This is a genomic window from Sinisalibacter lacisalsi (assembly GCF_014640115.1).
Classification (GTDB): domain Bacteria; phylum Pseudomonadota; class Alphaproteobacteria; order Rhodobacterales; family Rhodobacteraceae; genus Sinisalibacter; species Sinisalibacter lacisalsi.
This window is the reverse complement of record NZ_BMGI01000004.1, coordinates 393577-418242: the sequence shown is the minus strand read 5'-3', so window position 1 is coordinate 418242 and position 24666 is coordinate 393577. Positions and strand designations below refer to the sequence as shown.

The following is a 24666-nucleotide window of genomic DNA, read 5'->3' as shown; positions in this document are numbered from 1 at the left end:
GACGCTTCCTGCCGACACGCCACGCTTCGCCACGAGGTCGAACGCACTGGTGAAAAATAGCAGAAGCCCGCAGAAAAGTCTTTTCGATCTCATCCGTCGTGTAGATGATCTTGCGGATTGCCGGGTCGAAGGCAAAGAACGGGATCACCTCAGCCCAAGCCCTGCGCCAGGCCGGGGCAATCGAGGCGTATTTCCCAGCCCATTTTTCCTCGAAAGCGTCCAACTCGGCTGCGGCCTGATCGGCGGTCGGGGCTCCGTAAATCAGGCGCAGATCAGCGGCGACTGCCTTGCGATCCTTCCAGGCGCAGAAGTTCAGCGAATGGCGCACCAGATGCACGATGCATGTCTGGACCGTGGCGTCCGGGAAGGCGGCGGTGATGGCCTCGGGGACGCCCTTCAGCCCGTCTACAACCGCGATCAGCACGTCCTGCACGCCCCGATTTCGTAGTTCGTTCATCACCGACAGCCAGAATTTGGCACCTTCGTTGTCGGCGATCCAAAGGCCCAGAACCTCGCGCACCCCGTCACGGGTAACGCCCAAGGCCACGTAGACCGCCTTGTTCTTGACCATCCGGCTGTCAGCATCACGGATTTTGACCCTGAGCGCGTCGAAGATCACGATGGGATACATTCGCTCCAACGCCCGGCTCTGCCAGTCCCGCACCTCGTCCAGAACGGCATCGGTCACGCGGCTGATCAGATCGGGCGAGACCTGTAGGCCATAGACATCCTCAAGGTGGGCGCGGATGTCGCGCACCGTCAGACCGGCGGCATAGAGCCCGACGATCTTGTCGTCGATGCCGTCGATCCGGGTCTGGCCCTTCTTCACCAGCTCAGGCTCGAAACTACCGTCGCGGTCACGCGACACGGCGATCGGCAGCTCGCCATCCTGCCCCTTAAGCCGCTTGGAGGATGTGCCGTTGCGCCGGTTGGCCTGTCCCGCGGGCGCGTCCTTGCCATCCTCATAGCCAAGATGCGCGGTCAGCTCGGCACCCAGCATCCGCTCCATCAGCTTGATCTTGAGCTCTTTCATCAGCCCGGCATCGCCAAGCAGATCCTCAGGCCGCTCGCAGCCCTTCAGCAACTCGTCCAGCAGTTCCTTGGAAATTGTCATCGTCCTTGCTCCTCTCAGGAAGCATGGACCAAATCCCAGTTACACAGAAGATCGGACACTCTCCCCCCGAGTGCCGATGAGCTAACGAGACACAGGACGCGCGACTTCCCATCTTGGTCAGGGGCAAATCGAACGGCCCCGAAGAAAGGCCGAATACATAGAAGCAGGGTCAGCGGCGCATCGACAAATCACTTGCAGGGGAAGGCAGTTCATACATGCTCCCCCGAGAGTCCGCGTTTATTGGTTCGCTCTGTTCAGGGTTTTCACCCTGGCGACCGATATCGACGTCTTCTTTTGCGACCCACACAGCCCGCGGCAACGTGGCACGAATGAAAACACCAACCGACTGCTGCGTCAGTACTTTCCAAAGGGGACGGATTTGTCGATACATAGCCAAGCAAAGGTGAGCGCTATCGCCCAGCAACTCAATGAACGACCTCGCAAGACGCTCGACTACAAAACACCAGCCGAGCGTATCCAAGTATGTGTTGCTTCGATCCGTTGAAACCGTCACAGGAAGCGGACAACTGATTCCGCTGCGATGAAGCGTGCTCGCCATCCCTCTATACGCTGAGCAAGCGAGAACCAGGACAGCGGCCGAATCGAGCAACCTCAGCATGTTGCCGGCGATCGCCTCGGTGGAGGCTTAGTCACGGGAACAACTAGGCTAGCTGGCTACGGTGACGTTCCATGACGTCACCACAACCCCGCTCAGTCGGGCCGCACCGCTACGTCGATGAGCGCCGGGCCGCGCCGCGCGCCAACGTGGTCGAGTGCCTCCACCAGCGCGACTTTGAAATCGTCGTGGTGCGCCGCCCTCAAGCCCAGAGCGCGCGAGGCCTCGGCGATCTTCACGAAATCGGGGCTGGGCGAGAGCCCGGTGAGGGGCATCGCGTTGCTGCGTACCGCGTGGCCGTCGGGGTATAGCCCTGCGACGGACTGGCGCACCGCGCCCCATTCGGCATTGTTGAGCACGATGAGGAGCACCGGCAGGTTCAGTGCCTCAGCGATCTGGTGGCAGGCCACGGGATTTGCAAACATGTAGGAGCCATCACCCATCGCGGCGACGATCAGCCGCTCGGGCGCCCCGAGTTGCATCCCCATCGCGGCGGGGAAAGACCAACCAAGCCCGCCCGCGTGGGGCTCCTGATACCAAGCCTTCGGATGGGTGAGCCGCATCGGCATCATCGGGCATCCGAGTTCGGATAGAACGGTGGCGTTTCGCCCTTCGAGCGCGTCCGAGAGCGCGCGCGCCACCTGTGCCTTGGTCATGCCGGGGGCGTCGTCGGGCTGGGCCGCTGCAAGGACCTTCGCGCGCGCCGCCCTGTTGGCCCCTGCATGGCGCTCCGCGCGGACGGAAGCGATCGGTTCGGGGTCATGCGTGGCAAGCGCGGTTTCCAAGGCAACCAGCGCCGGGCCAATCTCTGCCGGGATCGCCAGATCTGCCCGGAAGTTGCGAATCGGCGTACGCGGTGTGAGCGGGTCGGGGCCGAGGTGCACCACTACCGCGTCGCTGCGCGGCTCATGGGTTCCGGGCATCCATGGCGCCAGCGTATCGAGGCAGATCACGAGGTCAGCCTCGGCGAGCAACGGGCCGGGATCGGGCGGCGCGGCCATCGGGTGATCGGTGGGCAACGCGAGTTGCACAGCCCAGTATTGGCACACCGGAATGCCCCAGCGCTCCGCGATCCGCCGAAGCGCCGCGAAACCAGCCGCATCTCCCGCCCCATGCTGGGCAAAGATCATCGGGTGTTCTGCCTTCGCGATCCTCCGGGCGAGATCGGCTATCGCGGCAGGGCCCGGCTCGGTTTCCTGCGCCCGCATCCGCGGCGGTGACGCGAGCCCCTCGGCGCTGCACGGCTCGCACAGCACCTCGCGCGGCAGCGAAACATAGACCGGCCCACGCGGCGACGAGGAGGCAATTGCCATCGCCCGATCCACGAGGTCGGGCACCTGCTCGGGGAAGCGAAGTTCGTAATCCCACTTGCTGGCCTCGCGGATGAGCGCCGTCTGGTCGCGCATCTCCTGCCCCCAGCCGATCGGCACGGTGCGCGCCCCGAAGCGGCCTCGCTCAAGCGTTGGTGTGCGCCCGGAAAACACCAGGATCGGCACCTGTTCGACATGCGCGTTGAGCGCACCGATCGCACAGTTGGCGAGGCCCACGTTGGTGTGGGCCATCACCGCCTGCGTGCGTCCGGTCGCCAGCCAATAACCATGCGCCATGCCCATCGCGGCATGTTCATGCGGAATTGTGAGCGCCCGCGGCAGCGGAATGCCTTGGGCTTCGGCTGCAGCCAGGCCTTCGATGATTGGTGGAAAGTCCGTGCCGGAATTGGCGAAGATGTAATCCACGCCTACGGACTTGAGCCGAGCCAGAAGGGCGGCGCCTGCGTTGATCGTTTCAACCGTCACCTCAACACCTCAGATCGGATAGTGTAGCGGGCCGTCCTGGATGGTGATCCAGCGCAGCTCGGTGAACTCGTCAATCCCGGCGTTGCCGCCGAACCGGCCGTAGCCCGAGGCCTTGACCCCGCCGAAGGGCATCTGTGCCTCGTCATGCACCGTGGGGCCGTTGATATGGCAGATCCCGCTCTCGATCCGGCGGGCGACGCTCATCGCACGCATCACGTCGCGGCCAAAGACGGCGGCCGAAAGGCCATACTCGCTGTCGTTCGCGATCCGCACCGCCTCTGCCTCGTCCTTGGCCCGGACGATGGTCACCACCGGGCCAAAGCTTTCTTCTCCATAGATACGCATGGCCGGCGTCACGTGGTCGAGCACGGTGGCTTGCATGATCGTGCCGTCGATTTCGCCGCCGGAAACGAGCACGGCGCCTTTGTCGAGCGCGTCGCGCACCAGTTCATCCAAACGGTGCGAGGCGGTTTCGTCTACCACCGAGCCAAGCGGACACACGCCTTCCAGCGGGTCACCCGCGGGCATGGCCTTCGCTTTTTCTCCCAGCGCCTCGGAAAAGGCGTCGCCGATGTCCCCTACCGTCACGATGCGCTCGGTCGACATGCAGATCTGCCCCTGGTTCATGAACGCGCCGAACGACGCGGCGGCGACGGCCTGTTCAATATCGGCATCTTCTAACACCACGAAGGGGGCCTTGCCGCCGAGTTCCAGGAGCGCAGGCTTGAGGTATTTCGCTGCCGTCTGGGCGATGATCCGACCTACCCGGGTGGAACCGGTGAAGTTGACCCTGCGGACAGACGGATGCGCGATCAGGGTTTCGACGAGGTCCGGCGCATCATCGGGGGCGTTGGAGATGAGGTTGAGCACGCCTTTCGGAAGACCGGCCTCGTACATCGCGTCGACGATCAGCTTGTGGGTGTGCGGACACATCTCGGAGGTTTTCATCACCACCGTATTGCCGCAGGCCAGCGGCGCAGCGATCGAACGTACGCCAAGTATGACGGGCGCGTTCCACGGGGCCATCGAAAACACCACGCCGACGGGTTGGCGCACGGCCATCGCAAGGCTGCCGGGGCGGTTCGAGGGGATGATCTCGCCGTTGATCCGGGTCGGGATGCCGGAGGCCTCCCGCAGCATTTCCGCGGCGAGACCGACGTTGAAGCGGGCCCACCCTTCGGTGGCACCGGTCTCGTTCGCCATCGCGGTGACGAAATCGTCGGCCTTGGCTTCGAGAGCGTCGGCGCAGGCATTGAGCAATTTGCGGCGTGCGGCCGGGGCCATGGCGGCCCAGTCTTCAAAGGCATCGGAGGCAGCATCGGCGGCGCGGGTGGCATCCTCGATCGAGGCGGCGGCGGCCCGGGTCGCAATTTCGCCCGAAATCGGGTTGATCCGATCGAAGCTTTTCGCTTCCTCGGCCGGGCATTCACTCCCCCCGATTACGAGGCCAATTGTTTCAACAACCTTATCCATTCTTGTAGTCTCCCTGGTGTCAGAACGGCAGAAGGCTGCCGATATCGAAGAGCGGGCGCGGCCAGGCCAGGCGAAGAACCTTGTCGAACAGGAGCCAGGCGACGAGCCAGAAGCTGGCCGTGACGGTCAGCGTGATCAGCGCCTTTTCACGGTTGATCAGGAGGTAGGCGATCATGAAGACGGGCAGCGCCACGAGGATTCCGAAGGCCCATGACAAGGCGCCGAGCAGCGCCAGCATGGCGAGGAAATGCGCGCCGCGCAGGAGGATGGTTCGGGGCGCCAGATCGCCGAAATCGGTTTCGAGGTCGAAATGCGTCTCTTCTTCGAGCGCGCCGTGGCTGTGCCATGTCGCGGTGGTCAGCACCCCGACGAGGGCCGCGCCGGCGAAGACGATCCCGGCCACGGCGGCGATCTGGGGCATGATCGCGGCGGCGAAGCGCCAGTCGAGGCTGGTCCAGAACGCCAGCACGAAGGCGGCGAAGACGGTGGCGGCGAACACCGTGTCGAGCGAGAGGCTCGGGGTGAAGCGGAGCGATTTGAGCCGCTTGCCCTGCCTGCGCTTCCTGGCCCAGCGGCCGATCACGATCCCGGCGAGAAACAGCGCGGTGAGCCCGAGCAGCGCCATCACCCAGGGGCGCACGAGGAAGCCCCAGCCATGGATGTTGTAGGAGATGAAGAAATACTTCTCCACCAGCGGACCGAGGATGAAGGCGAGGAACAGCGGCGCGCGCGGCCAGCGCGCGCGCTTCATCACCCAGCCGAGGGCGCCGATCGCAAGCAGGAACAGCCCGTCTTCCCATTGCCGGGTCGATTGCAGGGCGCCTGCGAAGACCACCACGGCGATCACCGGGACGAGGATCGCCGGGCGCACCAGCACGATCAGCGAGAGCGGCCGGGCGAGCCCGAGCGCGAGCAGGCCGCCGATCACGTTGGCGAGCACGATGCCCCAGACCATGGTGTAGGTCAGATCGAGGTTGCGCGAGAGCATGTCGGGCCCGGGCGCGATGCCGTGCAGCAGCATGGCGCCGAGAAACAGCGCCATCGGCGCCGAGCCCGGAACCCCGAGCGCCACGGTCGGCAGCAGGGCGCCGCCGACGGTGGCGTTGTTGGACGATTCCGAGGCGATCACGCCGCGCACGTCGCCGCGCCCGAACATCTTGGGCCCGCGCGTCACCATCGTGGTGTAGGAATAGACCAGCCAGGGGATCACGGTTGGCCCCACCGCCGGGATGATCCCGAGCGCCGAGCTGGCGGTGGCGCTGCGGGTCACCGGCCAGAGGTTGCGCATGGTGTCGCGAAACCCCATGCCGACGCCCGAGAGCTTCGAGCGCTTGCCCGAGGGCGCGATGGCTTTGCGCAGGATCGCCAGATCGGCGATCTCGGGCAGGGCGTAGATCCCCAGCGCGATGATCAGGATGTGCAGCCCGTCCCAGAGATAGAGCGTATCGAAGCTCCAGCGCAGGGTGGCGGTCTGGTCGTCCTGGCCGATGAAGGCGAGCAGCACGCCGATCAGCGCCGCGCCGATCCCTTTCGCCATCGAGCCGCCAGCCAGCGCCCCGACCATGGCAAGCCCGAGAATGCAGAACCCGAACAGTTCCGGCGAGGTGGCCCCCATCAGGACCGGCATCGAGATCGGAATGACCACGATCAGCAAGAGCGCCCCGACGATCCCGCCCAGCACCGAGGAGGTGAAGGCCGCGCCCATCGCCCGGCCCGCCTCGCCGTTCTTGGCCATCGGGTAGCCGTCGAGCACCGTCACCATGCTGGTGGGGGTGCCGGGCACGCCGAACAGGATCGCCGGGATGCTGTCGGCGGTCGACATCACCGCGAGCGCCGCGATCATGAAGACGATCGCCTCGGTGGCGGGCATGGAAAAGGTGAACGGCAGCAGCAGCGCCAGCCCCATCAGCCCGCCGACCCCGGGAATGACCGCGAGCAGTGTGCCGATTACCGCGCCGAGAAAGAGGTAGAACATCATGCGCCACTGGAACAGCATCGCGGCGGCATCACTCATCGATTGCAGGATGTCAGGGGTCACGGGGGGGGGTGTCCTTGGGGAATGCGGCGGCGGCACGGTGGCGTCGGATGAGGGGGCGAAGCCGCCCCCTCACATGGCAGGTCCGAATCGGACTGCGTTACTGGACCAGGCTGGCAAACCAGGCCCGAACATCGTCGTCGACATTCATCGCGTCGCCCAGAAGATCCTGCAACCAGTCGCCCGAAGCATAATTGATCGGGATGCTGCGCTCCTCGGCCTCGGCCAGCAGCTCCGGGTCGGTCATCGTGGCAGTGAACACCTCGCGCAGATAGGTCGCGCGGTCTTCCGGCACGCCCGGAGGCGCGATCAGCGACAGCCCGATCCCGGCAGATTGGGCCACCGACAGCGACTTGCCGTAGGCGGGGCTGTCTTCGTCGATCAGATCGAGCAGGTTCGGATAGTCTTCCAATCCGGCAACCGGTTCCAGGCCAAGGATACCCAGAACCGAAATATCTCCGGATTCAACCAGGTGCCACTTGTTGGCAAGCAGGTTCGCGGGTTCCGCTGTGGTCGACTGCACCTCGCCCTGCTCCATCGCAAGGAAGGTGGGGCCACCGCCGGAATAACCGGCCACGGCACGGAAGTTCGCGCCGAGCGCCTCGTTGGCGATCCGCATGTACTGGTCGAGCGAGGTGCCAACGGTCATGATCCCGTGGGTGATCTCGCCTTCGGCATCGCGCAGATCCTCGAAGCTGGTGATGCCGCTGTCGGTGCGCGCGACGAAGACGCGCGGCAGATCGACGAGACGGCCGAGCGCGGTGAACTCGTCGGGCACATAGCGCGTGGCATCGGGCTGGGTGAAGGTCGAGGAAACGATCGCTGGCACCGGCATGCCGAACTCGGTTCCGTCAGCGCGCGCCTGGTTGTAGATATAGTTCGCCATGATCGAGCCGCCGCCGCCGGTGCGGTGATCGAGCACCAGCGACGTGCCCTCTGGCAGATGCTTCTCGGCATGCTTCATGAACAAGAGCAGGTAAAGGTCCATCGTGCCGCCAGCGCCGGTGGAGCTGACCACACGAAGCGTCTTGCCTGCAAAGAACTCCTCGGGTGACTGGGCCTGTGCCGCAGTTGTGATGGTCATCGCAGCGGCAGCCGCCAAGGTGAACAATCGTCTCGAAATCATAGAATTTCCTCCCATTGCGGACCGGCTTGCGGTCCTTGATACATCGGAGACGCCCCTCCAAGGCATATCCATGCAGGCTGACTCTACGGGAAGGGTTTCCCCCTAAGAATGAACAAATTATGGATAGAATTGTACTTCTGACGGGTATACGGTCGAAATCATGCCCGACACGACATCCCGAAGATCGCTTAGCTTTCCTATTGGCAATCGCGATTCTGTTCTCATGGAAACCTTCCTGCCGGAGCTCAGGCGGCGCGTTTGGCACCTTCCGGGCACAACGGCGGCATGTATCCTGCTCAAGCGAGGTGAGGGTACGTTGAGCGTTGGAGAGACTATTCGGCCCATGCCGGCTGGCAGCCTGGCATGGCTTTCGCGGTCCAATCCCGCGAGCTTCGAAGTGTCGGCTGGCGCACAAGGCGTGATCGCGCAAATTCCGGCACCCGTTCTCGACCGATCCATGCCTTTCGGCCCTTTTGCCGGTGAGGTTCGCAAGGCGACGCGGCAAAACCAGTTGCACGAACAGATGGACAAGGAGCAGTTCGGCAGCCTGGTCCAAAGCATGGAAACTCTTTGCCTTGAGGTCCGTCATCAACAGCCGGGTGCACGGGAAGTGATCGACTCCCACATCAGCCTCATCACGATCGCCTTGTGGCGCATGATGCGCGAGCACGATCAAGAAAAGGCGAGCGAACCGGCCGGCAACCTCGCACAACGGTTCCGCGCCGAGATCGACATGCGTCTGCGGGATCATCCCACCATCGCGGAAATTGCCGACACGCTCGGGGTGACCCGCGATCGGCTGAACCGCGCTGTCTTCAATGCCTTCGAGATGACACCGAAACAGCTGATCCACAGCCGCCAGATGGCGGAGGCGTGCCGGCTATTGCTGGATTCCAACCTCCAGACCGACGAGATCGCAGTCCTGCTCGGGTTCTCTGATCCAGCCTATTTCAACCGTTTCTTCCGACAACGTGCCGGGCTGCCCCCGGGCCGATTTCGAAAAGCGAACAAGGGTAGCCATCAGCCTGACGAGAGCAGTTCATTCGCATCCTGGCCGTAAGGATCGGCCCCGGGGAACATGTCGAACCTCGCGATGATGCGGTACAAATTCGGGCAGCCTGTGTCTGGATACGAGTTCCGGGAGGTCTTCGTTTCTTGACTTGCCGAAGGTGCTCCCCTAGCTCCTGTGCGGCACTTGCAAGATCCGAGTGCCAGAGCGAACTGGTCGACGGCAGCAGTTGCCAGGTGGCGAAACCGCAACTCACGCTGATAAAATGGCATCAATCTGGTGCCACTGCCGGTGATCAGGTTCCTCGCTCTTGATGCTGCAAGTCGACACTGGAGGGTTTCACCACCCGGACATACGCCAGACCAGGTTCTGCTTGCCGCCTATCCGAAACACGGAAAGGAGTTCGGCATGACAGCGAAGGAAATCTCATTCGACATCGAGGCGCGCAATCGCATGCTGGCAGGTGTCGATATTCTCGCCCGGGCGGTTGGAGTGACGCTCGGTCCCCGAGGCCGGAACGTCGTCCTGGAACGCGGGGGAGCCACACCTCAGATCACCAAGAATGGTGACACCGTCGCGCGGGTATTCGACCTTGAAGACCGCTTCCAGAACTTGGGAGCGCAGATCGTCAAGGAAGTCGCCGCCCGCACCAACAGCGAGGCAGGTGACGGCACCAGTACTGCGACCGTGCTCGCCCAAGCCGTTATCCATGAGGGCGTGAAGTTGATCGCTGTTGGCGCGAATCCAATGGACGTTAAGCGCGGGATCGACCGCGCTGCCAAGGCGACGGTGGCGGCGCTTCACGCATCGGCGCGACCCGTGAACGGTCAGGACAATATCGCCAGGGTTGGCACAGTTTCAGCGAATGGCGACACTGACATCGGTGCGCAGATCGCCGAGGCGATGGAACGGGTCGGACGGGACGGTATCATCACGGTCGCGGACAATCCAGGCTATGCCTCGGAAATCGAGATCGTCGAGGGCTTGCAGTTCTTGAATGGGTACCTGAGTCCGCACTTCGTGACCGATCCCGAAAAGGCCCTGGTCATATTGGATGATGCCCACATCCTGCTTCACGATGGAAAACTCTCGTCACTCCAGCCCCTCTTGCCGATCCTCGAGGCCGTGAATCAGTCCGGCAGGCAGCTGCTGATCATTGCCGAGGATGTCGAAGGCGAGGCCCTGTCGGCGCTCGTCGTGAACAAGGTGCGCGGCGGGCTCACGGTCGCAGCGGTCAAGGCACCCGGCTTCGGGGATCGCCGCAAGGCGATGCTGGACGACATCGCGGCCGTTACCGGTGGCCAGTTGGTGAGCCACGACCGCGGTATGACTCTCGAGGCTGCGGGCATTGAAGTGCTGGGGCACGCACGGAGGGTCGAGATCACACGCGAAACCACGACACTGGTCGGTGGCTCCGGCGACACAGCCCGGATCGCGGCGCGGATCGCGCAGGTCCGCCACCAACTGCATGATGCCCCGTCCGGCCGCGAGGCTGGCGCTCTACGCGAGCGACTTTCCAAGCTCGCCGGAGGGGTCGCCATCCTTCATGTCGGCGGCGTGTCCGAAGCAGAGGTGCGAGAGCGCAAGGATCGCGTCGAGGACGCCCTGAACGCAACGCGTGCCGCAGTCGAAGAAGGGGTCACGGTGGGTGGCGGTGTCGCGCTGGTGCGTGCTGGCCGGATCCTTGATGATCTGAACGGAAACAATCATGATGAAAACGCCGGTATCGCCCTCGTCCGCCGAGCGCTGAGCGCCCCTCTGATCCAGATTGCCAACAATGCCGGGTTCGACGGAACCTTCGTAATCGAGAAGGTACGGGACGCCGAGATGGACTCATTTGGCTTCGATGCAGCACAAGGCGACTACGGCGATCTCATGGAGCGTGGCGTCATCGACCCGGTAAAGGTCGTGCGGATTGCTCTTGAAAATGCCTGTTCCGTGGCAGGTACCATGATCACGGCTCAGGTCGCCATTGCCGCTGCCGCATCCGAAGATGAGGGAACGCACGTCGTCTGACCGACTGGGCGGGCGTCGTTTCCAATAACTTGGCCTGCCTCACCTGATTTCCTGATACAAGAGGAGACGGCAATGAAACAGCATCTGAACAACCTTATCGAAAGGGTACTTGTCGCGCGACCAGGTGCCTCGCCGGACCATATCCGCAATCTGGTGCCGGCGCTGCGTGAGAAGAGCGACGAGGAGATCGACAAGCTCGTGGCGCCAATCCGCAACCGACTAGCGTCAAGGTGATCTGGCCTGGAACGGCGGAGATTGAGTTTTCCTGCGATTCGACCGATAAGGGCCCATGCTTAAAATCAGATGGAAAGACGGTCGTGCTGGTGGAGGACGGCCATATACATGAGCGCATTGTTTGAAGAACTCGATTACTGCCCGACGCCGATCGGCGCGCTCAGCTTGCGTCGCCGTCGCGATCTGCGGCTTGGCGTGGATGTCTGGGAGATCCTGCTCGGGCAGGATTTTCTGATGACCAGCCATTTTACAGCCTCCGAAGTCGCCCTTGGGCGGTCAGGTGTTGCGGCCTGTGCCGGCGACAGGCTGGATGTCGTGGTGGGCGGGCTCGGTCTAGGCTACACGGCCGAGGCCGTGCTTGACGAGGCGTCGGTATCGACGCTCCTCGTGGTCGAGTTCCTCGCGCCTGTGATCGAGTGGCACGAAACCGGAATCCTTCCGATGAAAACGCGCCTTGCGGACGATCCGCGCTGCCGCCTTGTCGAGGGTGATTTCTTCGCGATGGCATCCGGTGAAGGCTTCGACCCCGACCAGCCGGGGCGGCGCTTCGAGGCGATCCTCGCCGATATCGACCACGCGCCCGATCACCTGCTCGATGACCGCAGCGACAGTTTCTATCGGGTTGACGGGCTGCGCGCACTCAAGCGCCACCTGAAGCCCGGCGGCGTCTTCGGCCTGTGGTCGGACGCCGTCACCGACCCGCAGTTTCTGGACCGGCTGGGCGAAGCCTTTGGACAGGCCTGGGCGGAGCCCGTCACCTTCGACAACCCGTTGACCGGCCAACCCTTTACCCAAACGGTCTATCTCGCGCGCGCGGAGGCAGAGTGAGAGTTTTCAGCCCGGACATCCCGTCGGCATCCGACGCTCGGGCCAGTGCCTGCCCTGTTTGCGCCGAGCGGGCGGAGCATTTCCTTTCGGTCGACGGAGGGGACTATTATCGGTGCGCGGGTTGCCACGCTCGGTTCTTGCACCCGTCGCAGCACCTCTCGCAAGATGACGAGCTGGCGCATTACCTTCATCACGAAAACGATCCTGACGATCCTGGATACCGCCGCTTCCTGTCGAAGCTGGCCGAGCCGCTGATGGCGCGGCTTGCGCCCGGCGCGGCGGGGTTCGATTATGGCTGCGGCCCTGGCCCTGCCCTGGCGGCGATGCTGCGCGAGGCGGGGCATGATGTGGCGCTTTACGATCCTTACTTCGCACATGATCCGGCGCCGCTCGGCGGTACTTATGATTTCGTCACCTGCACCGAGGTGGCCGAGCATTTTCACCGCCCGGCGAAGGAGTTCGACACGCTGCGCCGATTGGTCCGTCCCGGTGGCTGGCTCGCCGTCATGACCTGTTTTCAGACCGACGACGCGCGTTTTGCAGCCTGGCACTATCGCAAGGATCCAACCCATGTCGTGTTCTACCGGCAAGAAACGTTCCGCCATCTCGCGGCGGTTTGGGGCTGGGTCTGCGAGGTGCCAGTGAAGGACGTGGTGTTGATGCGCCGCCCATTGGACGCGGAGAGCACATGACCGGTTGGCTGCACGAAGAACGGCTGACGGCCGTGCATGAGGTCGTGCGCGCCTGTGGTGCAAAGCGAGTGCTTGACCTCGGCTGCGGCGATGGCGATCTGTTCGTGCGGCTGGTTATCGAGCCCGGACTTGAGGAACTGGTCGGCGTGGATGTCTGCGCCGACTCGCTCGCGCGGTTGCGTGCCAGGTTGAAGGCGGGCAGCGATCCGGTGCCGCGCATCGACCTGCGTGAAGCCTCGATGGCCCACCCCACGCCTGATCTGAGTGGGTATGATTGCGCCATCCTCATCGAGACGATCGAGCACATAGACCCCGACCGGCTGTCGCAGCTTGAGCAAGCCCTGTTTTGCTCGATGCGGCCGCAGACGGTCGTGATCACGACTCCGAATGCCGAGTTCAACCCGTTGCTCGGTGTCCCAGCGAACAGGATGCGTCACGCCGATCACCGGTTCGAATGGGGCAGAGCGCGGTTTCAGCGCTGGTGCCAGCGAGCCGCCGGGGCTGCGGGATATGTTGTCCGCGTCGATGACATTGCAGGGTGCCATCCCGAACTCGGCGGTGCTAGCCAGATGGCCGTATTCAGAATCTTCGAAACGCAGCACGCCACAGCAGCGTGAGACATTACAACAACACCAGATGACCAGACGATGAAGACAGACAGAGACTATGAAACCGACCGACTGACCAACTGCCTTGCGCGCATCGATTCCAATCTCGGCGCGATTGGCGCCCGGCTGTCGGACTATCAGCGCGACATACAAGCTGCTCACGACCATATGTGGGAAGCCCGCCGTGACATGGACCATATCGACAAGGTCGGTATGCGGCAGTCCATTGACCAGATGATGCGCTCGTCGGACGTGCTGCGCGCGCAGGCTCGAAAACTTGAGAAGCTGCGCAAATCGCCCTATTTCGGCCGTTTCGATTTTTGCCGCGACGACGGCTCCGACACGGCTGCGTACTATATCGGCATCCATGATTTTCGTGATGAGGAGACGCAGGAGCCGTGGGTCTTTGACTGGCGCGCGCCGGTCTCTGCGTTGTTCTACGACTACGAGACCGGCCCGGCGCAATATAACGCGCCATCCGGCACCATCCCCGGTGAAATCCATTTGAAAAGGCAGTTCCGTATCCGCGACAGTGCGATGGACTTCATGCTGGATGTCAGCGTGAACATCGTCGACGACCTTCTGCAGGAAGAGCTCGCGCGCGCCTCGGACGAGGGCATGAAGAATATCGTTGCTACCATCCAGCGCGATCAGAACGCGATCATTCGCGATGCCGAGGCGCACACGCTGATCATTCAGGGCGTGGCCGGGTCCGGCAAGACCTCGATCGCGCTGCACCGAATCGCTTTCCTGCTCTACCGCTACAAGGACACGCTCACCTCGTCCGACATCCTGATCATCTCACCGAACCGCGTTTTTGCCGACTACATCGGCAACGTGCTGCCCGAACTGGGCGAGGAAACCGTGCCCGAGATCGGCATGGAGGTGCTCGCCGCGCAGGTCCTCGGGAACCAGACGCGCTTTCAGACCTTCTTCGAGCAGACAGCGCTTCTTCTGGAAACGGATGATGAGGCGATGAAGGAGCGGATCCGGGCCAAGGCCACGCCCGGATTCATGCGCCAGATCGAAGCTTACGCGCAGCATCTGGAAAAGACGTCGTTTCAGCCTGAGGACATCGCGATCCGCAAGCGCCCGCTGCCAGGCTTCGTGTTTGGAAATACCTGGGAGCGGCTCAAGCACCTCAATACCGCCGAACGCATCGTGGCCACGGGCAACTCGGTGATCGAGCAGTTCGAAGCGCAGTACAATTTCGAGCTGCGCAAGGAGGAACGTGCCGTGATCCGCAAGGCGGCGCGTGGGATGGTGAACCGCACAACGCTGCGCAAGGCCTACAAGGAATTCTTCGACTGGATCGAGCGCCCCGAGCTTCTCAAGCCGACGGGCGGCAAGCTCGAATATGCAGACGTGTTCCCGCTCATATACCTCAAGATGCTGACCGAGGGGATCGAGAACCCGTATTCTGAAGTCAAGCACCTGCTGGTCGACGAGATGCAGGACTACACGCCTGCGCAATACGCGGTTCTGGCGCGGCTCTTCAAATGCCGCAAGACAATCCTCGGTGACGCCACGCAATCGGTGAACCCCTACAGCGCTTCGACGGCTGAAGGGATCGAGACCGTTCTCAAGGGTGCTTGGCGGGTTACGCTAAACAAGAGCTACCGCTCGACCTGGCAGATCATGCAATTCGCGCTGCAGATCGCCCCCAACCCCGACCTTGTCGCCATGGAGCGGCATGGGCCGGAGCCGGACCTGCAAGTGGTCGCGACCGCAGGGGAGGCTACCCGAAGAATCGTGGACGCCGTGAAGGAATTCCGGGCCTCCGATCACACCAGCCTTGCCGTACTGGCCAAGACCCAACCGCAGGCAAAACGGCTGCACAAGCAACTCACCCAGGCCGGCGTCAAGGCGCGGCTGCTGGAAGAGGGAAGTGTGGGTTTCTCCACCGGGATCGTGATCTGCACGCCGCATCTGGCCAAGGGACTGGAGTTTGATTGCGTGGTTATCCCCGATGCCAGCGCATCGGTCTTCGCCACGGAGATGGACCGTAACCTGCTTTACGTGGCCTGCACCCGCGCGATGCACCGGCTCAGTCTGATTTCGGTCGGAGCGCCGTCGCCATTTCTGCCGGCCGGGCAATATGCGGATGCCTGAACCGGCATACGCCAGCCGGACACATCAGGGCGCAGTGCTGCAACGGAATCCGCCACCTCGTGGGGCGGCGTATCCCCGCACAGCACGCTGGAACTGCGGAGCGATAGTCGGAAATACTGCCAGTCATGATTGACCCCGACACCTTTGTGCGACTCGGGCTGGCGTTGGCCATCGGCTTGCTGCTGGGGCTGGAGCGCGGCTGGCACGGCCGGGAGCGCTCTGAAGGCGCCCGTATCGCCGGGTTCAGAACTTTCGCGCTGACTGGGCTCCTGGGCGGTGTCTGTGGCTGGCTGGCCGGTTTGACAACGCCGGTCATTCTGGCGCTGGCGTTTTTTGCACTCGCGGGACTGCTGGCGGTCAGCTACTGGGTCAGGCTGCAAGAGGACGACGATCTGGGGCTCACCACAGAAATCGCACTCTTGCTCACCTTCACGTTGGGAGCAGCGTCTGTGCTGGGCGAGTTGGCCCCGACCGCTGCGGTCGCGGTCGTGGCCGCTCTGCTGTTGTCGATGAAATCCACGCTTCACCGGTGGATCAAGCAGATCGCGCGGTTCGAACTGGACGCCCTGTTCAGACTCGCTTTGATCTCCGTGGTGATCCTGCCCTTGTTGCCGGATCAGGGCTACGGGCCTGGCGCGGTTCTCAACCCTTACCAATTGTGGTGGGCGGTCGTTATCGTGGCGGGCCTGTCATTCATTGGATACGTCTCGATCCGGATTGCGGGTGCCCGTGTCGGCATTGTAGCGACAGGGCTTTTCGGTGGCCTTGCGTCGTCAACATCAACAACGCTGGCGCTGGCACGCTTCGTCCGGGCACACCAGTCCATCGCGCCCCTCGCGGCGACGGGCATCATTGTCGCCGGATCGGTTACCTTCCTGCGCATCCTCATCCTCGTCGCGATCTTTGAGCCGGCGCTCGTGCCGCCCCTGGCGTTGCCGATGGGTGTCATGGCCGCCACCGGACTGGCGGGAGCCGCACTCATGCATCGCTTCGGCGATGGCGAACAGGACACACAAGGCGACATCGACGGTGTTGCGAACCCCCTCGAACTGAAGACGGCACTGGTGTTCGGTATGATACTGGCTGTGGTACTTCTCGCGGTCCATTACCTGCGGGAATGGCTTGGCACGGGGGGCGTTAATGTTGCCGCGGCTCTGTCGGGTGTCACCGATGTGGATGCATTGACGATATCCGTGTCGCGGCTGGTCAGTGACGATCTCGACCTCGTGAGCGGCTCCGTCGCGATCTTCATTGCAGCAACGGTCAACACAGCTGTGAAAGCCGGGATCTCACTGGTCGCAGGCAACACCCGGCTGGGGCTACGGATCATCGCTGTCTACGCTGCAGTGATACTTGCCGGCGGCGCAAGCCTTTGGCTAGGTCTGTAGACCGCTGGGACCCAAGCGTTGACTGGAATGGGCACAAGTTCACACGTCCCTTCTCGTGTCAATTACCCTGCCTCATGGACAAACCGGGCTCTGTGATCTATATTCCTGTTTAAAACCAGCGTTCCGATCGTGTCGCTTCGCGATCATCGGCCCGCGTGTTTACCGAAAATCGTAACTCATACGCACACGATCTGCGCCGAACTGGCCGCAGACCGCGTTCGAAAAAGGACTGCAAGAAGGAAAGCAAGTGACACTTAAAGTCAAAATGCAAAACAAGAATACCGAAGTCGTTGGAAAGGGCACGATCGATGGGATCGTCCCGTTCTATTTCAAGGATCAGGGGCATCGCTGGATGGTTCGGATTGGACAGAACTGGACGTTCAAGCATCGCGAACCGATACCGGTACCCACTCCGTCCATTTCGGGCGCGCAAAACAAGATGTACCGCGCCATCGCACAATTCCGGAACCAGTCACGGGATCAGACGATCGCGCAAAGACAAGGATGACGGAAGTGGGAAGACAACTGCGTCATCAGGTCGCCCTGATAGAAAGCATCAGCCGCAACACGGCGGATCTGCTTCATCGGTATCTCGAGGATTTTGCCGAAGGCACGCACCGTTTAATCTGGGCAGACGACCGCGCCTATATCGAAGTCGACCGGGGAACCGATGCGGATCTCATCCGTCGCCAGTTTCCGACGCTGGTTGGTGACAGGGCGCGATTCACCGGAGCGAACTTCCCTTGGTGAGGTAGGTCGGCTGCATTCAGTGGGCTGTATTCCGACGCGGGTTTTGCGTCGTGGCCCGAGCAGACTGGACTCGCGGGCCATCATCGGCTAGTTCACTACGTAGGGCCCGACAATGGCAGTGTTTTGCCGTTGCGCTTTTCCTTCCCAACAACACTTATGGACGTCGTGTACGCTGCTTTCTTTGGCCGCGAAACGTCAGAGAACAGAAGGTGCATGTTTACAAAGATCGCATTTAACAAGCGGCTCAGTCGAAAAACCGTCTTGCATATCCACCGGTATCTCTCGGATCTCGAGATAGGCGCGCATCGCGTCTTCTGGGTGGGCGATCGCGCCTATCTCGAGACAGATTGCGCATCTGATGTCTCGCTTCTCAAGGAACAATTTCCGTCAATGATCGAGGCAGAGGTGGGCCGGAGTTCGCACGACTTTCCGTGGTGAGCACGCAAAACAGAAACGGAGGAAAATCAGGCTGGTGAGACATAGCAAGAAGGCAAAGCCACCCGAAATCGTAGAACTCGAACACGGCCGCTATATGATCAAAGCAGGATTTCTGCAGAATACGATTGTAGCGAGAGCATTCCCGAAGCCGCCATCGAAATTCCGCCACCTTGTCGCCGAGGCTTCCGGCAAGACCACCGCCGACGCGATTGAACGCTTGATCGAAAAACTTGAAGCTTTGCGCTCGGAACGCCGGGTGCTGAGGCGCGCAGACCCAGCGCTCGAGCCTGGTGTGCCGACGACCGAGGAATACGCCGATGCTTTGCGCAGCCTCTCTCCCGGTCCAAAGCTTTTGGGCGTCCTTCACGACCACGCTTTGTCGCGCCGACGGGGCATGCAATTGGCCGACCTCGCAAAGGCGGGAGATTATTCATCCGTGCAGGACCTGCTCAATGCCTACGAGAAGCTCGGGGCGGATATCCTCAAGATGATCGAGCCCGACGAGGTTCTTAAATCCGGACTTCCGGTTGTCATGCACCTTCCCGAGCACGACGGCTTGCCATCGACCGACTTGGCGGCGCTGCAGCCGGAACTGCAGGACGCCATCTTGCACCTCCTGGGCGCTGAACGGCGAACTGGATGAGCGACGGGTTGACCTGGGCAAAACCGCCCGCAGCCGCAATTCCACGCCTTGAGTTACGGCCTTTGATCTTTTGAACTTGCGCTGAAGTGCTCGCACGAATATCCTATGGTGTTTCTCTTTGTTAGAATGGAAGTGGCGCCACCGTCACGGTATTGCGCCGGGCCTGTGCCACCGTCACAAGCCCCGCAACCGCGTTGGCAAGGTCATCGTGCCTACCGGGCGGATGGTCGATCATGTCGCGCCCGCTGCGTCCCGTGCGGCGCTCCAGCGCCTGCAACTGCCGGGCCAGCTTTTGATCGGGTGGAAGTTCGATCCGGCCCGAATTCGCCGCCGCCAGAAGCTCCAAGTAAAGCGCGTTCCGGTCAAGCTGGCTCACTTCGTAGCAGATCCCGTGTTTCTCGAATTCATCGCGCGGCCAGCGCCCCGCGTATCGGTCGCCTGTCACCCGGCGGATGCCGTAGGTTTTCAACAGCGCGGCATATTCCTTGGCGATCTCGGCAGGTGAACCATGCAGCCCCCGCAACACGTCCACGACAATCGCGTCACTGTCTTGATGCCCGATTGCGAGCGTGAATTCGTCTTGGCCACCACCAGCCGGATCGGTGAAGGCAGTGTAGAACGTGCCCTGCGCAAATGGCAGTTCTCGCGGCTTGGGCCGGGTGGCCTCTTTGATCAGATCGGGATCAATCAGCGATGCAATGTCGCTGCGAAACTGTGCCAGGTATTCCGCCGAGGCTCGTGGCCCGTCATCCTTCAACGCATCGTCAACGACACGCTGCGGCAGGAGCGGGTTCATGGTGCGGGATGGTGCCTGCGCCACCAGCACCGGGCTGTCGTGTCCAAAGTGTCGCCGGTATTGGTTCCACAACACGCCGCGCCTGGCGTAGGGCGAGCTAAGGGCGATCAACTTGCCCCCGAGTGTCGCAAGGGCAGGACGTAGCGCCGCGATCACTTCCACGTCGGGGTTCGCGCCCTCGACGTGCCAGAAGGCGATTTCATCGAGAATCGCAGCCGACAAGGTGTAGCCCCGAACGGCCCGGTGCGATGCCGTGTGAACCTCGATAGCGGCCCGGTTGGCAAATTCGATCTGTTCGGAGTTCTCGCGCAGCACCATACGGCGCAACATGGGGTTTTCGTTCACCAGCCCCGAGATATACCGCATTACGCTGCGCGCTTGTCGCCTGTCGCTGGCGATAACCATTGCAGTGGCAACCTCGCCCGGTGCCAGCCTCTCGCGGTGATCGGTGAAACATGCTTCATAGATCGCCAGAAGGCCCGCCACATGGCTCTTGCCGCCCCTGCGCCCCACCGCTAGCCAAAGCTCGTGAGCGGCCTCCTGGGGCGTCTCTGCGCGCCCCGTGAGCGCCATCCATGTCGCGGCCTCGTCATCATCTAGGGCCAGGTTGTAGAAGCCCGCCAGGAGCGCCCGCCACGCGGCGAAACTGTCGCCACCAAATGTTGTGCCGAATAGCTGCCGATCGGTCATCGCATCGCGGATCGAAACGCTCATTGCGGCCACCGGATGTGCTCAAGAAGATCGTGCATCACCCCAAGCGCGTACGGTTTCGTCAGCGGCACGCGCGCCACCTCGACACCATCGCGCCACACATGCAGCACCGGGCCGGGCTTGACGGTGATAAGAACCTTCGAGGAGACATATTCAGCCATCGGCCTGTGCTTTCGCGTTGATGTAGTCGCGCAGATCCGGCGTCACATCGCGGGCGCGGCGTTCAAGCCCAAGATCGGAAAGCAAGCGGCGCAAGGCATTGGCGATGGTGCTGTATTGGGTCGCGTCGAATTCCTCACCTTTCGCCAGTTCGGTTTCGCGTTCCTCGCACCAGCAGGCCAGCGTCGCCGCTCGGGCGATAAGGTGCTTTTGTGCCTCGGTCAGATCGCCGCCAAGGTCGCATTCAATCCCCGCGGTGATCTCTCGAAACCGCCTCGCCACCATCGAGCGGCCATCAACCCCGGTCAGAACAATGGCCCCGGTGCCCCGGCGGGTGCTAAACTGTGGCGGTGGTGGCGCTTTGCCCATGCTTGGAAGGGCCTTTCGTTACCCGTGCGTTACCCATTTGAATTGCCAGCGTGCCATAGTTCGGTCAAGTCATTGTTTATACGTGTTATAATTCGTTCGGCAATGTGAGTGTATATCAATTGGTCTGACGTTGAATGAAGAGCGTCTCCGTCGATCTGACGCAAAAAACGGCATAGGAAAGCAATATGTTTACCCGACTACACCGCTTCTCTCTCGGTCACCCGTCTTGCGCACTTCCAGCCCCAAAAGCACCGCGAACGAATTGCTTTTGGAACAGCGCCAGCTTCACCGGCTGACCGGCCTTTGGCACTTCGGGGATCCGCAGGGTTTCGGTGAAACGGATTGCTCTAGTGGAAGCCTTCATGCGAGCCTCACCCCAGATGCACAGGAGGCACCAATGTCTGAAATCGAAGAGCTGAAGAGAGAAATTTCTGAACTTCGAGAAGAATTGGAAAGCCTAAAGACTGTGGTGCCCAAGTGGATCAAAGATGACCGCAGGCGACTCGTGATTATCGAGAATTTCCTCTCTTTCTTGACCGATCGACCATTGAACGCATTGTTCAAGAACTTCGGACTTTGGGCCCAAGACGAAGACGAGCGCTTGGACCAAGCAGACCAAGAACTCCTGGAAAAGCTGGAGCGGGGCTGGAACCACGAGAAGTCAGACAGCGCGAAGAGAAAACTCCTTCCCTCGCCCCCCGGGAATTTTGAACGCCTACGAAGGCTCCTGCTATGAGCGTCCCCACCTTGGTATATAAGGATGTCACCAAAACGGTGACGTCTTGCCTCATCGGGTGGCGGGGTCCGTCACTGATTTGGTGACGCCCTGTCACTGATTTGGTTACGTGTTCCATTCAGGCGTCACCATTTTGGTGACGGGTCGTCACCAATCTGAGGACAGGGTTTTTCTTTTTTCGTCCACCTTCGGGGTTGTGCACAACCGCCTTGTGCACTGGAAAATCAGCGCCGGGCTTCCAGTCCCGATACAGCCGACGCCCGCCAAGTTTGTCGGTATGAGCCAGCCCGATCTCGGTCAGTTCGTAGGCAGGCGACGTGGCGTGACCTTCAACACCCAGGCTCGCGTGTTCCGCCACGACAATGAAGCCTTTGGCTTGTAGAGCATGGAAGGCCCGCGCCGCCGCGTTGATGCCGACGCCCAACCGCTGTGCTGCCTGCCGAACGCTCAACCTGATCTTGCCGTTGTTGTTGGAGTTCGGCCCGCTCCATTCCAGCTTGAGCCAGGGATACAGAGCTTGCGCGGTCGGGCTGAGTGCCCGCCATGCCTCGCTTTCCATCGTGGTGCGCACCATCTTTGTGAAGTGCTCACCTTTGGCTTCGTTCCGCTTGTCACGTCCCATCACACACCCACCTCGCTGTCGATGAAATGGAACCGCACCGGCACGCCGTGCTCGCCTACCTGACGCCGCTCGATCGTCAGCACGCCATTGCGGCAAAGCTCGGCGTGACGCTGGTGAAGGTCTTGGAGAGGCATCCCCAAGCTATTCGCCAGCTCGGGCAATACCGCATCATAGTTGCCACCGGCGGCCCGCTTACGCAGGACCGCCAGGACGACACGCGCAGGGCCGCTCATGCTCATTCGGCCGCCTCCAACTGTTGCGGCCGCGACTCGAGCCAGGCGATCACGTCCTCCTCCCGCCAATAGCGGCGGCGAGCGATATACAGGGGGCGCGGGAATTTGAGCTCCGGATCCTGGAGCCACCGCCACAGCGACATGTCGGAGATACCGCCGCAAATGTCGCGGACCTCGCTGGCGGGTATGATTTTGTTGGGTTTGAGTTCATCGCGCGGAACGTTGGCCGGCGACACTTGGGCTTGGGAGTGCATTCGCCATTTCCTTCTCGGTCGTTAAAGGTTGTGGCTAACGATTGATCGCTGTTTCAATCGCGATGCAAAAGGATTCGTCGGCCCCAATTTCACCGGAAACTTGGGCCGAGCGCGGAATTACATTTGGTAACCGCCTCGTTCAATCGCCATTATTTCTCGCCTTGTCAGTGCTTTAGAGCCTGACCGTTCAAGCATCCGAACTGCAACGGGTTTCGCCAATTCAAGCGCGTCAGCTTTGGCGTAATCGAGCGCAATCAAGGTCTGGTAGAGTGGGTGCAGGTCCGGCGCGGCAACCTTGTCTATCCATTTTCGGACGGTTCGTGCGTTGACCCCGAACCAATCGCCGACGACGCCCAGAGCGCTGTCCTTTTGCTCGTCGCCTTCTTTCTCGAGAAACCACAGGTAGCACCGAACGGCCTCCTGATGCAGTCGGTTCTTCCCAGAGTTTTGTCTCGGTCCGCGCTTAGATTTGAATTGCCCATTCAGTTTGGCGAGCACGAGGCGTTTCAACGGCTCGGACAGGGCTTCGTCGTTTTCGATCATTTCCGAAACGAGGTCGAACCGTCCTTCATTCAGTATCTGAATTTCGGCTGCCAGGATTCGCGCGCCGTCGAGTTGGAGTGTCACGTCCGCGCCCCCGCGAGCCGCACCACGTTGTCGGAGCCGCCTTCAACGATTTCGATCACGAACCGACCCCAAGCCTCTAGCGCCTGCCGTTTCTCGTCCGCGTAGTCGTGCCGCTGATACACCGCGACGATCCCGCCGCCGGTGCCTGAAACGTGGTTGAGAACCGCCTCTGTCACTCGCACCGGGATCCCAAGCCGGGCCATCCCGGTCGCCGCCGTGCGCCGCAGGTCGTGGAAGGTCCAGTGCGGGATATCGACCGGCTCGCCCCGTTCCTCGGTCGCAATCTCGGCCATGCGGTCGGCGATGTGGTTTCGGCCCTTGTGGAACCCGCTGAGCGGCGCCGCGCCGGTCGTGGTGTGGATATACCCGGCGTCACCGGCGATGCGTTCGATGTCGCCGAGAACGCCCATGACCGCCTCCGAAATTGGCACATCATGCGCTCGCCCGTTCTTCGTTCTCGCCGCGCTCAGGCGCCACAGGCCGCCGTCGATTTCGCTGTCGGTCATGCCCGCCGCCTCGCCAAGCCGCTGGCCGGTGAGCAAGAGCGTCAACCCGAGCGGCCCCCACGGTTGCCCCTCAGCCTCGCAGGCTTTCCAGAACCAGCGGATTTCATCATCGGACAGCACGCGGTCCCGGCTGACCTCTTTCGCCGGTGCCTTCACGCCCGCCGTAGGGGAGGCGTCAACGATTTCGCGCTCCACCGCCCAGGAAAAGAATTTGCTGAGATAAGCGCGCACTCGGTTCGCGGTGGTCGCCCGCCCGGTATCAACGATGGTGTCCAAAAGGTCGATCACGTCGCGGCGGCTGATTTCGTGAATGTCCCGATCTCCCCATGCCGAAACGACATGCCGTTCCAGCTCGCGTTTGACCGTGGCCCCGGATTTCAGGTTGGCGAGATGCCGCTTGGCGTATTGCTCCATCAGCGTCTTGATCTTGTCGCGCTCGGATAGTGCCGCCTCGAGCTTCGCGGCCTTCGCCCTTTGCTTCTCGGCGCCGGGATCCTGACCACGTTCCACCGCCTCGATCGCCCGCGAGGCCGCGCTCCTTGCGTCGGCAACGCCCATGATGGGCCACCGCCCGAGGGTGAGCTTCTTCGGTTTGCCGGCGAAGCGGTAGCGCAGCGCCCAGGATTTCGCCCCGCTGGGCTGCACTACCAGGTAGAGCCCGGAAAGTGCCGGGTCGGGAATCTCGCGCCGCGTGGCATCAGGTTTGATCGCATCAACCGCCTTCGTCGTGAGTGCTCTTGCTATAGTCAATTTGTCTCCCGGGGTAACACTGGGG

26 protein-coding genes and 1 pseudogene are annotated in these 24666 nt (G+C 62.0%); 14 read left to right on the top strand and 13 right to left on the bottom strand.

The window, feature by feature from the left end:
• Positions 1-1114 (bottom strand): IS256 family transposase (locus tag IEW01_RS14005; protein WP_229738273.1); only part of this gene is annotated, 1114 nt, incomplete at its 3' end.
• Positions 1115-1376: 262 nt separating this feature from the next.
• Between IEW01_RS14005 and IEW01_RS14000 the strand changes: the two are divergent.
• Positions 1377-1619: pseudogene (locus tag IEW01_RS14000) on the top strand (IS30 family transposase); the annotation flags it as partial.
• Positions 1620-1825: 206 nt separating this feature from the next.
• Here IEW01_RS14000 and IEW01_RS13995 read toward each other — a convergent pair.
• The 4 genes from IEW01_RS13995 to IEW01_RS13980 form a co-directional block, all read right to left on the bottom strand.
• Positions 1826-3526 carry a thiamine pyrophosphate-requiring protein gene (locus tag IEW01_RS13995; RefSeq protein ID WP_188528733.1) on the bottom strand — a complete coding sequence of 567 codons (1701 nt, stop codon included), beginning with the start codon at positions 3524-3526 and terminating at the stop codon, positions 1826-1828.
• 9 nt (positions 3527-3535) lie between these two features.
• Complete coding sequence (locus IEW01_RS13990) at positions 3536-4999, bottom strand: aldehyde dehydrogenase (RefSeq protein ID WP_188528731.1); 1464 nt, start codon at positions 4997-4999, stop codon at positions 3536-3538.
• A gap of 19 nt (positions 5000-5018) precedes the next feature.
• Positions 5019-7037 carry a tripartite tricarboxylate transporter permease gene (locus tag IEW01_RS13985; protein ID WP_188528729.1) on the bottom strand — a complete coding sequence of 673 codons (2019 nt, stop codon included), beginning with the start codon at positions 7035-7037 and terminating at the stop codon, positions 5019-5021.
• 97 nt (positions 7038-7134) lie between these two features.
• Positions 7135-8118 carry a Bug family tripartite tricarboxylate transporter substrate binding protein gene (locus IEW01_RS13980; RefSeq protein WP_188528727.1) on the bottom strand — a complete coding sequence of 328 codons (984 nt, stop codon included), beginning with the start codon at positions 8116-8118 and terminating at the stop codon, positions 7135-7137.
• Positions 8119-8320: 202 nt separating this feature from the next.
• Between IEW01_RS13980 and IEW01_RS13975 the strand changes: the two genes are divergently transcribed.
• The 12 genes from IEW01_RS13975 to IEW01_RS13920 all read left to right on the top strand — a co-directional run bounded on the left by IEW01_RS13975 (position 8321) and on the right by IEW01_RS13920 (position 18878).
• Positions 8321-9220 (top strand): helix-turn-helix domain-containing protein, encoded by a 900-nt coding sequence (locus tag IEW01_RS13975; RefSeq protein ID WP_229738272.1) that lies wholly within the window; start codon positions 8321-8323, stop codon positions 9218-9220.
• 357 nt (positions 9221-9577) lie between these two features.
• A complete protein-coding gene (groL, locus tag IEW01_RS13970) occupies positions 9578-11185 on the top strand; it encodes a chaperonin GroEL (protein ID WP_188528723.1) in 1608 nt (535 codons plus the stop codon).
• 72 nt (positions 11186-11257) lie between these two features.
• Positions 11258-11419, top strand: coding sequence for a hypothetical protein (locus tag IEW01_RS13965; RefSeq protein WP_188528721.1), 162 nt, complete (start codon positions 11258-11260; stop codon positions 11417-11419).
• A gap of 108 nt (positions 11420-11527) precedes the next feature.
• On the top strand, positions 11528-12247 hold the full coding sequence (locus IEW01_RS13960) for a polyamine aminopropyltransferase (protein WP_188528719.1): 720 nt from the start codon (positions 11528-11530) through the stop codon (positions 12245-12247).
• A 137-nt stretch (positions 12248-12384) separates the two neighbouring features.
• The gene (locus tag IEW01_RS13955; RefSeq protein WP_229738270.1) at positions 12385-12939 is read left to right on the top strand and encodes a class I SAM-dependent methyltransferase; all 555 of its coding nucleotides are present in this window, start codon (positions 12385-12387) and stop codon (positions 12937-12939) included.
• Positions 12936-13556, top strand: a complete 621-nt coding sequence (locus IEW01_RS13950; protein ID WP_188528717.1) for a methyltransferase domain-containing protein — start codon at positions 12936-12938, stop codon at positions 13554-13556. Before IEW01_RS13955 ends, IEW01_RS13950 begins: the two co-directional genes overlap by 4 nt.
• A gap of 30 nt (positions 13557-13586) precedes the next feature.
• Positions 13587-15659 carry a HelD family protein gene (locus IEW01_RS13945; protein WP_188528715.1) on the top strand — a complete coding sequence of 691 codons (2073 nt, stop codon included), beginning with the start codon at positions 13587-13589 and terminating at the stop codon, positions 15657-15659.
• A gap of 125 nt (positions 15660-15784) precedes the next feature.
• Positions 15785-17047: an MgtC/SapB family protein gene (locus IEW01_RS13940; RefSeq protein WP_188528713.1), complete on the top strand. Its 1263-nt coding sequence runs from the start codon at positions 15785-15787 to the stop codon at positions 17045-17047.
• Positions 17048-17294: 247 nt separating this feature from the next.
• The gene (locus IEW01_RS13935; RefSeq protein WP_188528711.1) at positions 17295-17555 is read left to right on the top strand and encodes a hypothetical protein; all 261 of its coding nucleotides are present in this window, start codon (positions 17295-17297) and stop codon (positions 17553-17555) included.
• Positions 17556-17560: 5 nt separating this feature from the next.
• Complete coding sequence (locus tag IEW01_RS13930; protein WP_229738268.1) at positions 17561-17797, top strand: hypothetical protein; 237 nt, start codon at positions 17561-17563, stop codon at positions 17795-17797.
• Between the two features lie 213 nt (positions 17798-18010).
• Entirely contained in the window at positions 18011-18235 is a 225-nt protein-coding gene (locus tag IEW01_RS13925) for a hypothetical protein (protein ID WP_188528707.1), read from the top strand.
• Between the two features lie 34 nt (positions 18236-18269).
• The gene (locus IEW01_RS13920; RefSeq protein WP_188528705.1) at positions 18270-18878 is read left to right on the top strand and encodes a hypothetical protein; all 609 of its coding nucleotides are present in this window, start codon (positions 18270-18272) and stop codon (positions 18876-18878) included.
• Between the two features lie 121 nt (positions 18879-18999).
• Here IEW01_RS13920 and IEW01_RS13915 read toward each other — a convergent pair whose 3' ends face one another.
• Genes IEW01_RS13915 through IEW01_RS13905 form a run of 3 tightly spaced genes read right to left on the bottom strand, consistent with a single transcriptional unit; the run spans position 19000 to position 20826 of the window.
• The gene (locus IEW01_RS13915) at positions 19000-20388 is read right to left on the bottom strand and encodes a terminase large subunit domain-containing protein (RefSeq protein WP_188528703.1); all 1389 of its coding nucleotides are present in this window, start codon (positions 20386-20388) and stop codon (positions 19000-19002) included.
• Entirely contained in the window at positions 20385-20546 is a 162-nt protein-coding gene (locus IEW01_RS13910; protein ID WP_188528701.1) for a hypothetical protein, read from the bottom strand. The genes IEW01_RS13915 and IEW01_RS13910 overlap by 4 nt, the downstream gene beginning before the upstream one ends.
• Positions 20539-20826 carry a hypothetical protein gene (locus tag IEW01_RS13905; protein ID WP_229738266.1) on the bottom strand — a complete coding sequence of 96 codons (288 nt, stop codon included), beginning with the start codon at positions 20824-20826 and terminating at the stop codon, positions 20539-20541. The genes IEW01_RS13910 and IEW01_RS13905 overlap by 8 nt, the downstream gene beginning before the upstream one ends.
• A 484-nt stretch (positions 20827-21310) precedes the next feature.
• Between IEW01_RS13905 and IEW01_RS13900 the strand changes: the two genes are divergently transcribed.
• A complete protein-coding gene (locus tag IEW01_RS13900; RefSeq protein WP_188528697.1) occupies positions 21311-21649 on the top strand; it encodes a hypothetical protein in 339 nt (112 codons plus the stop codon).
• Between the two features lie 118 nt (positions 21650-21767).
• On the opposite strand, the gene IEW01_RS13895 is transcribed toward IEW01_RS13900, so the two are convergent.
• The 5 genes from IEW01_RS13895 to IEW01_RS13875 all read right to left on the bottom strand — a co-directional run bounded on the left by IEW01_RS13895 (position 21768) and on the right by IEW01_RS13875 (position 24641).
• Positions 21768-22271, bottom strand: a complete 504-nt coding sequence (locus IEW01_RS13895; RefSeq protein ID WP_188528694.1) for a GntR family transcriptional regulator — start codon at positions 22269-22271, stop codon at positions 21768-21770.
• Positions 22271-22510 carry a hypothetical protein gene (locus tag IEW01_RS13890; protein ID WP_188528692.1) on the bottom strand — a complete coding sequence of 80 codons (240 nt, stop codon included), beginning with the start codon at positions 22508-22510 and terminating at the stop codon, positions 22271-22273. Before IEW01_RS13890 ends, IEW01_RS13895 begins: the two co-directional genes overlap by 1 nt.
• Positions 22507-22758: a helix-turn-helix transcriptional regulator gene (locus IEW01_RS13885; RefSeq protein ID WP_188528787.1), complete on the bottom strand. Its 252-nt coding sequence runs from the start codon at positions 22756-22758 to the stop codon at positions 22507-22509. The genes IEW01_RS13890 and IEW01_RS13885 overlap by 4 nt, the downstream gene beginning before the upstream one ends.
• 117 nt (positions 22759-22875) lie before the next feature.
• On the bottom strand, positions 22876-23385 hold the full coding sequence (locus IEW01_RS13880; protein ID WP_188528690.1) for a hypothetical protein: 510 nt from the start codon (positions 23383-23385) through the stop codon (positions 22876-22878).
• Entirely contained in the window at positions 23382-24641 is a 1260-nt protein-coding gene (locus tag IEW01_RS13875; RefSeq protein ID WP_229738265.1) for a tyrosine-type recombinase/integrase, read from the bottom strand. The genes IEW01_RS13880 and IEW01_RS13875 overlap by 4 nt, the downstream gene beginning before the upstream one ends.
• Between the last annotated feature and the right edge of the window lie 25 nt (positions 24642-24666).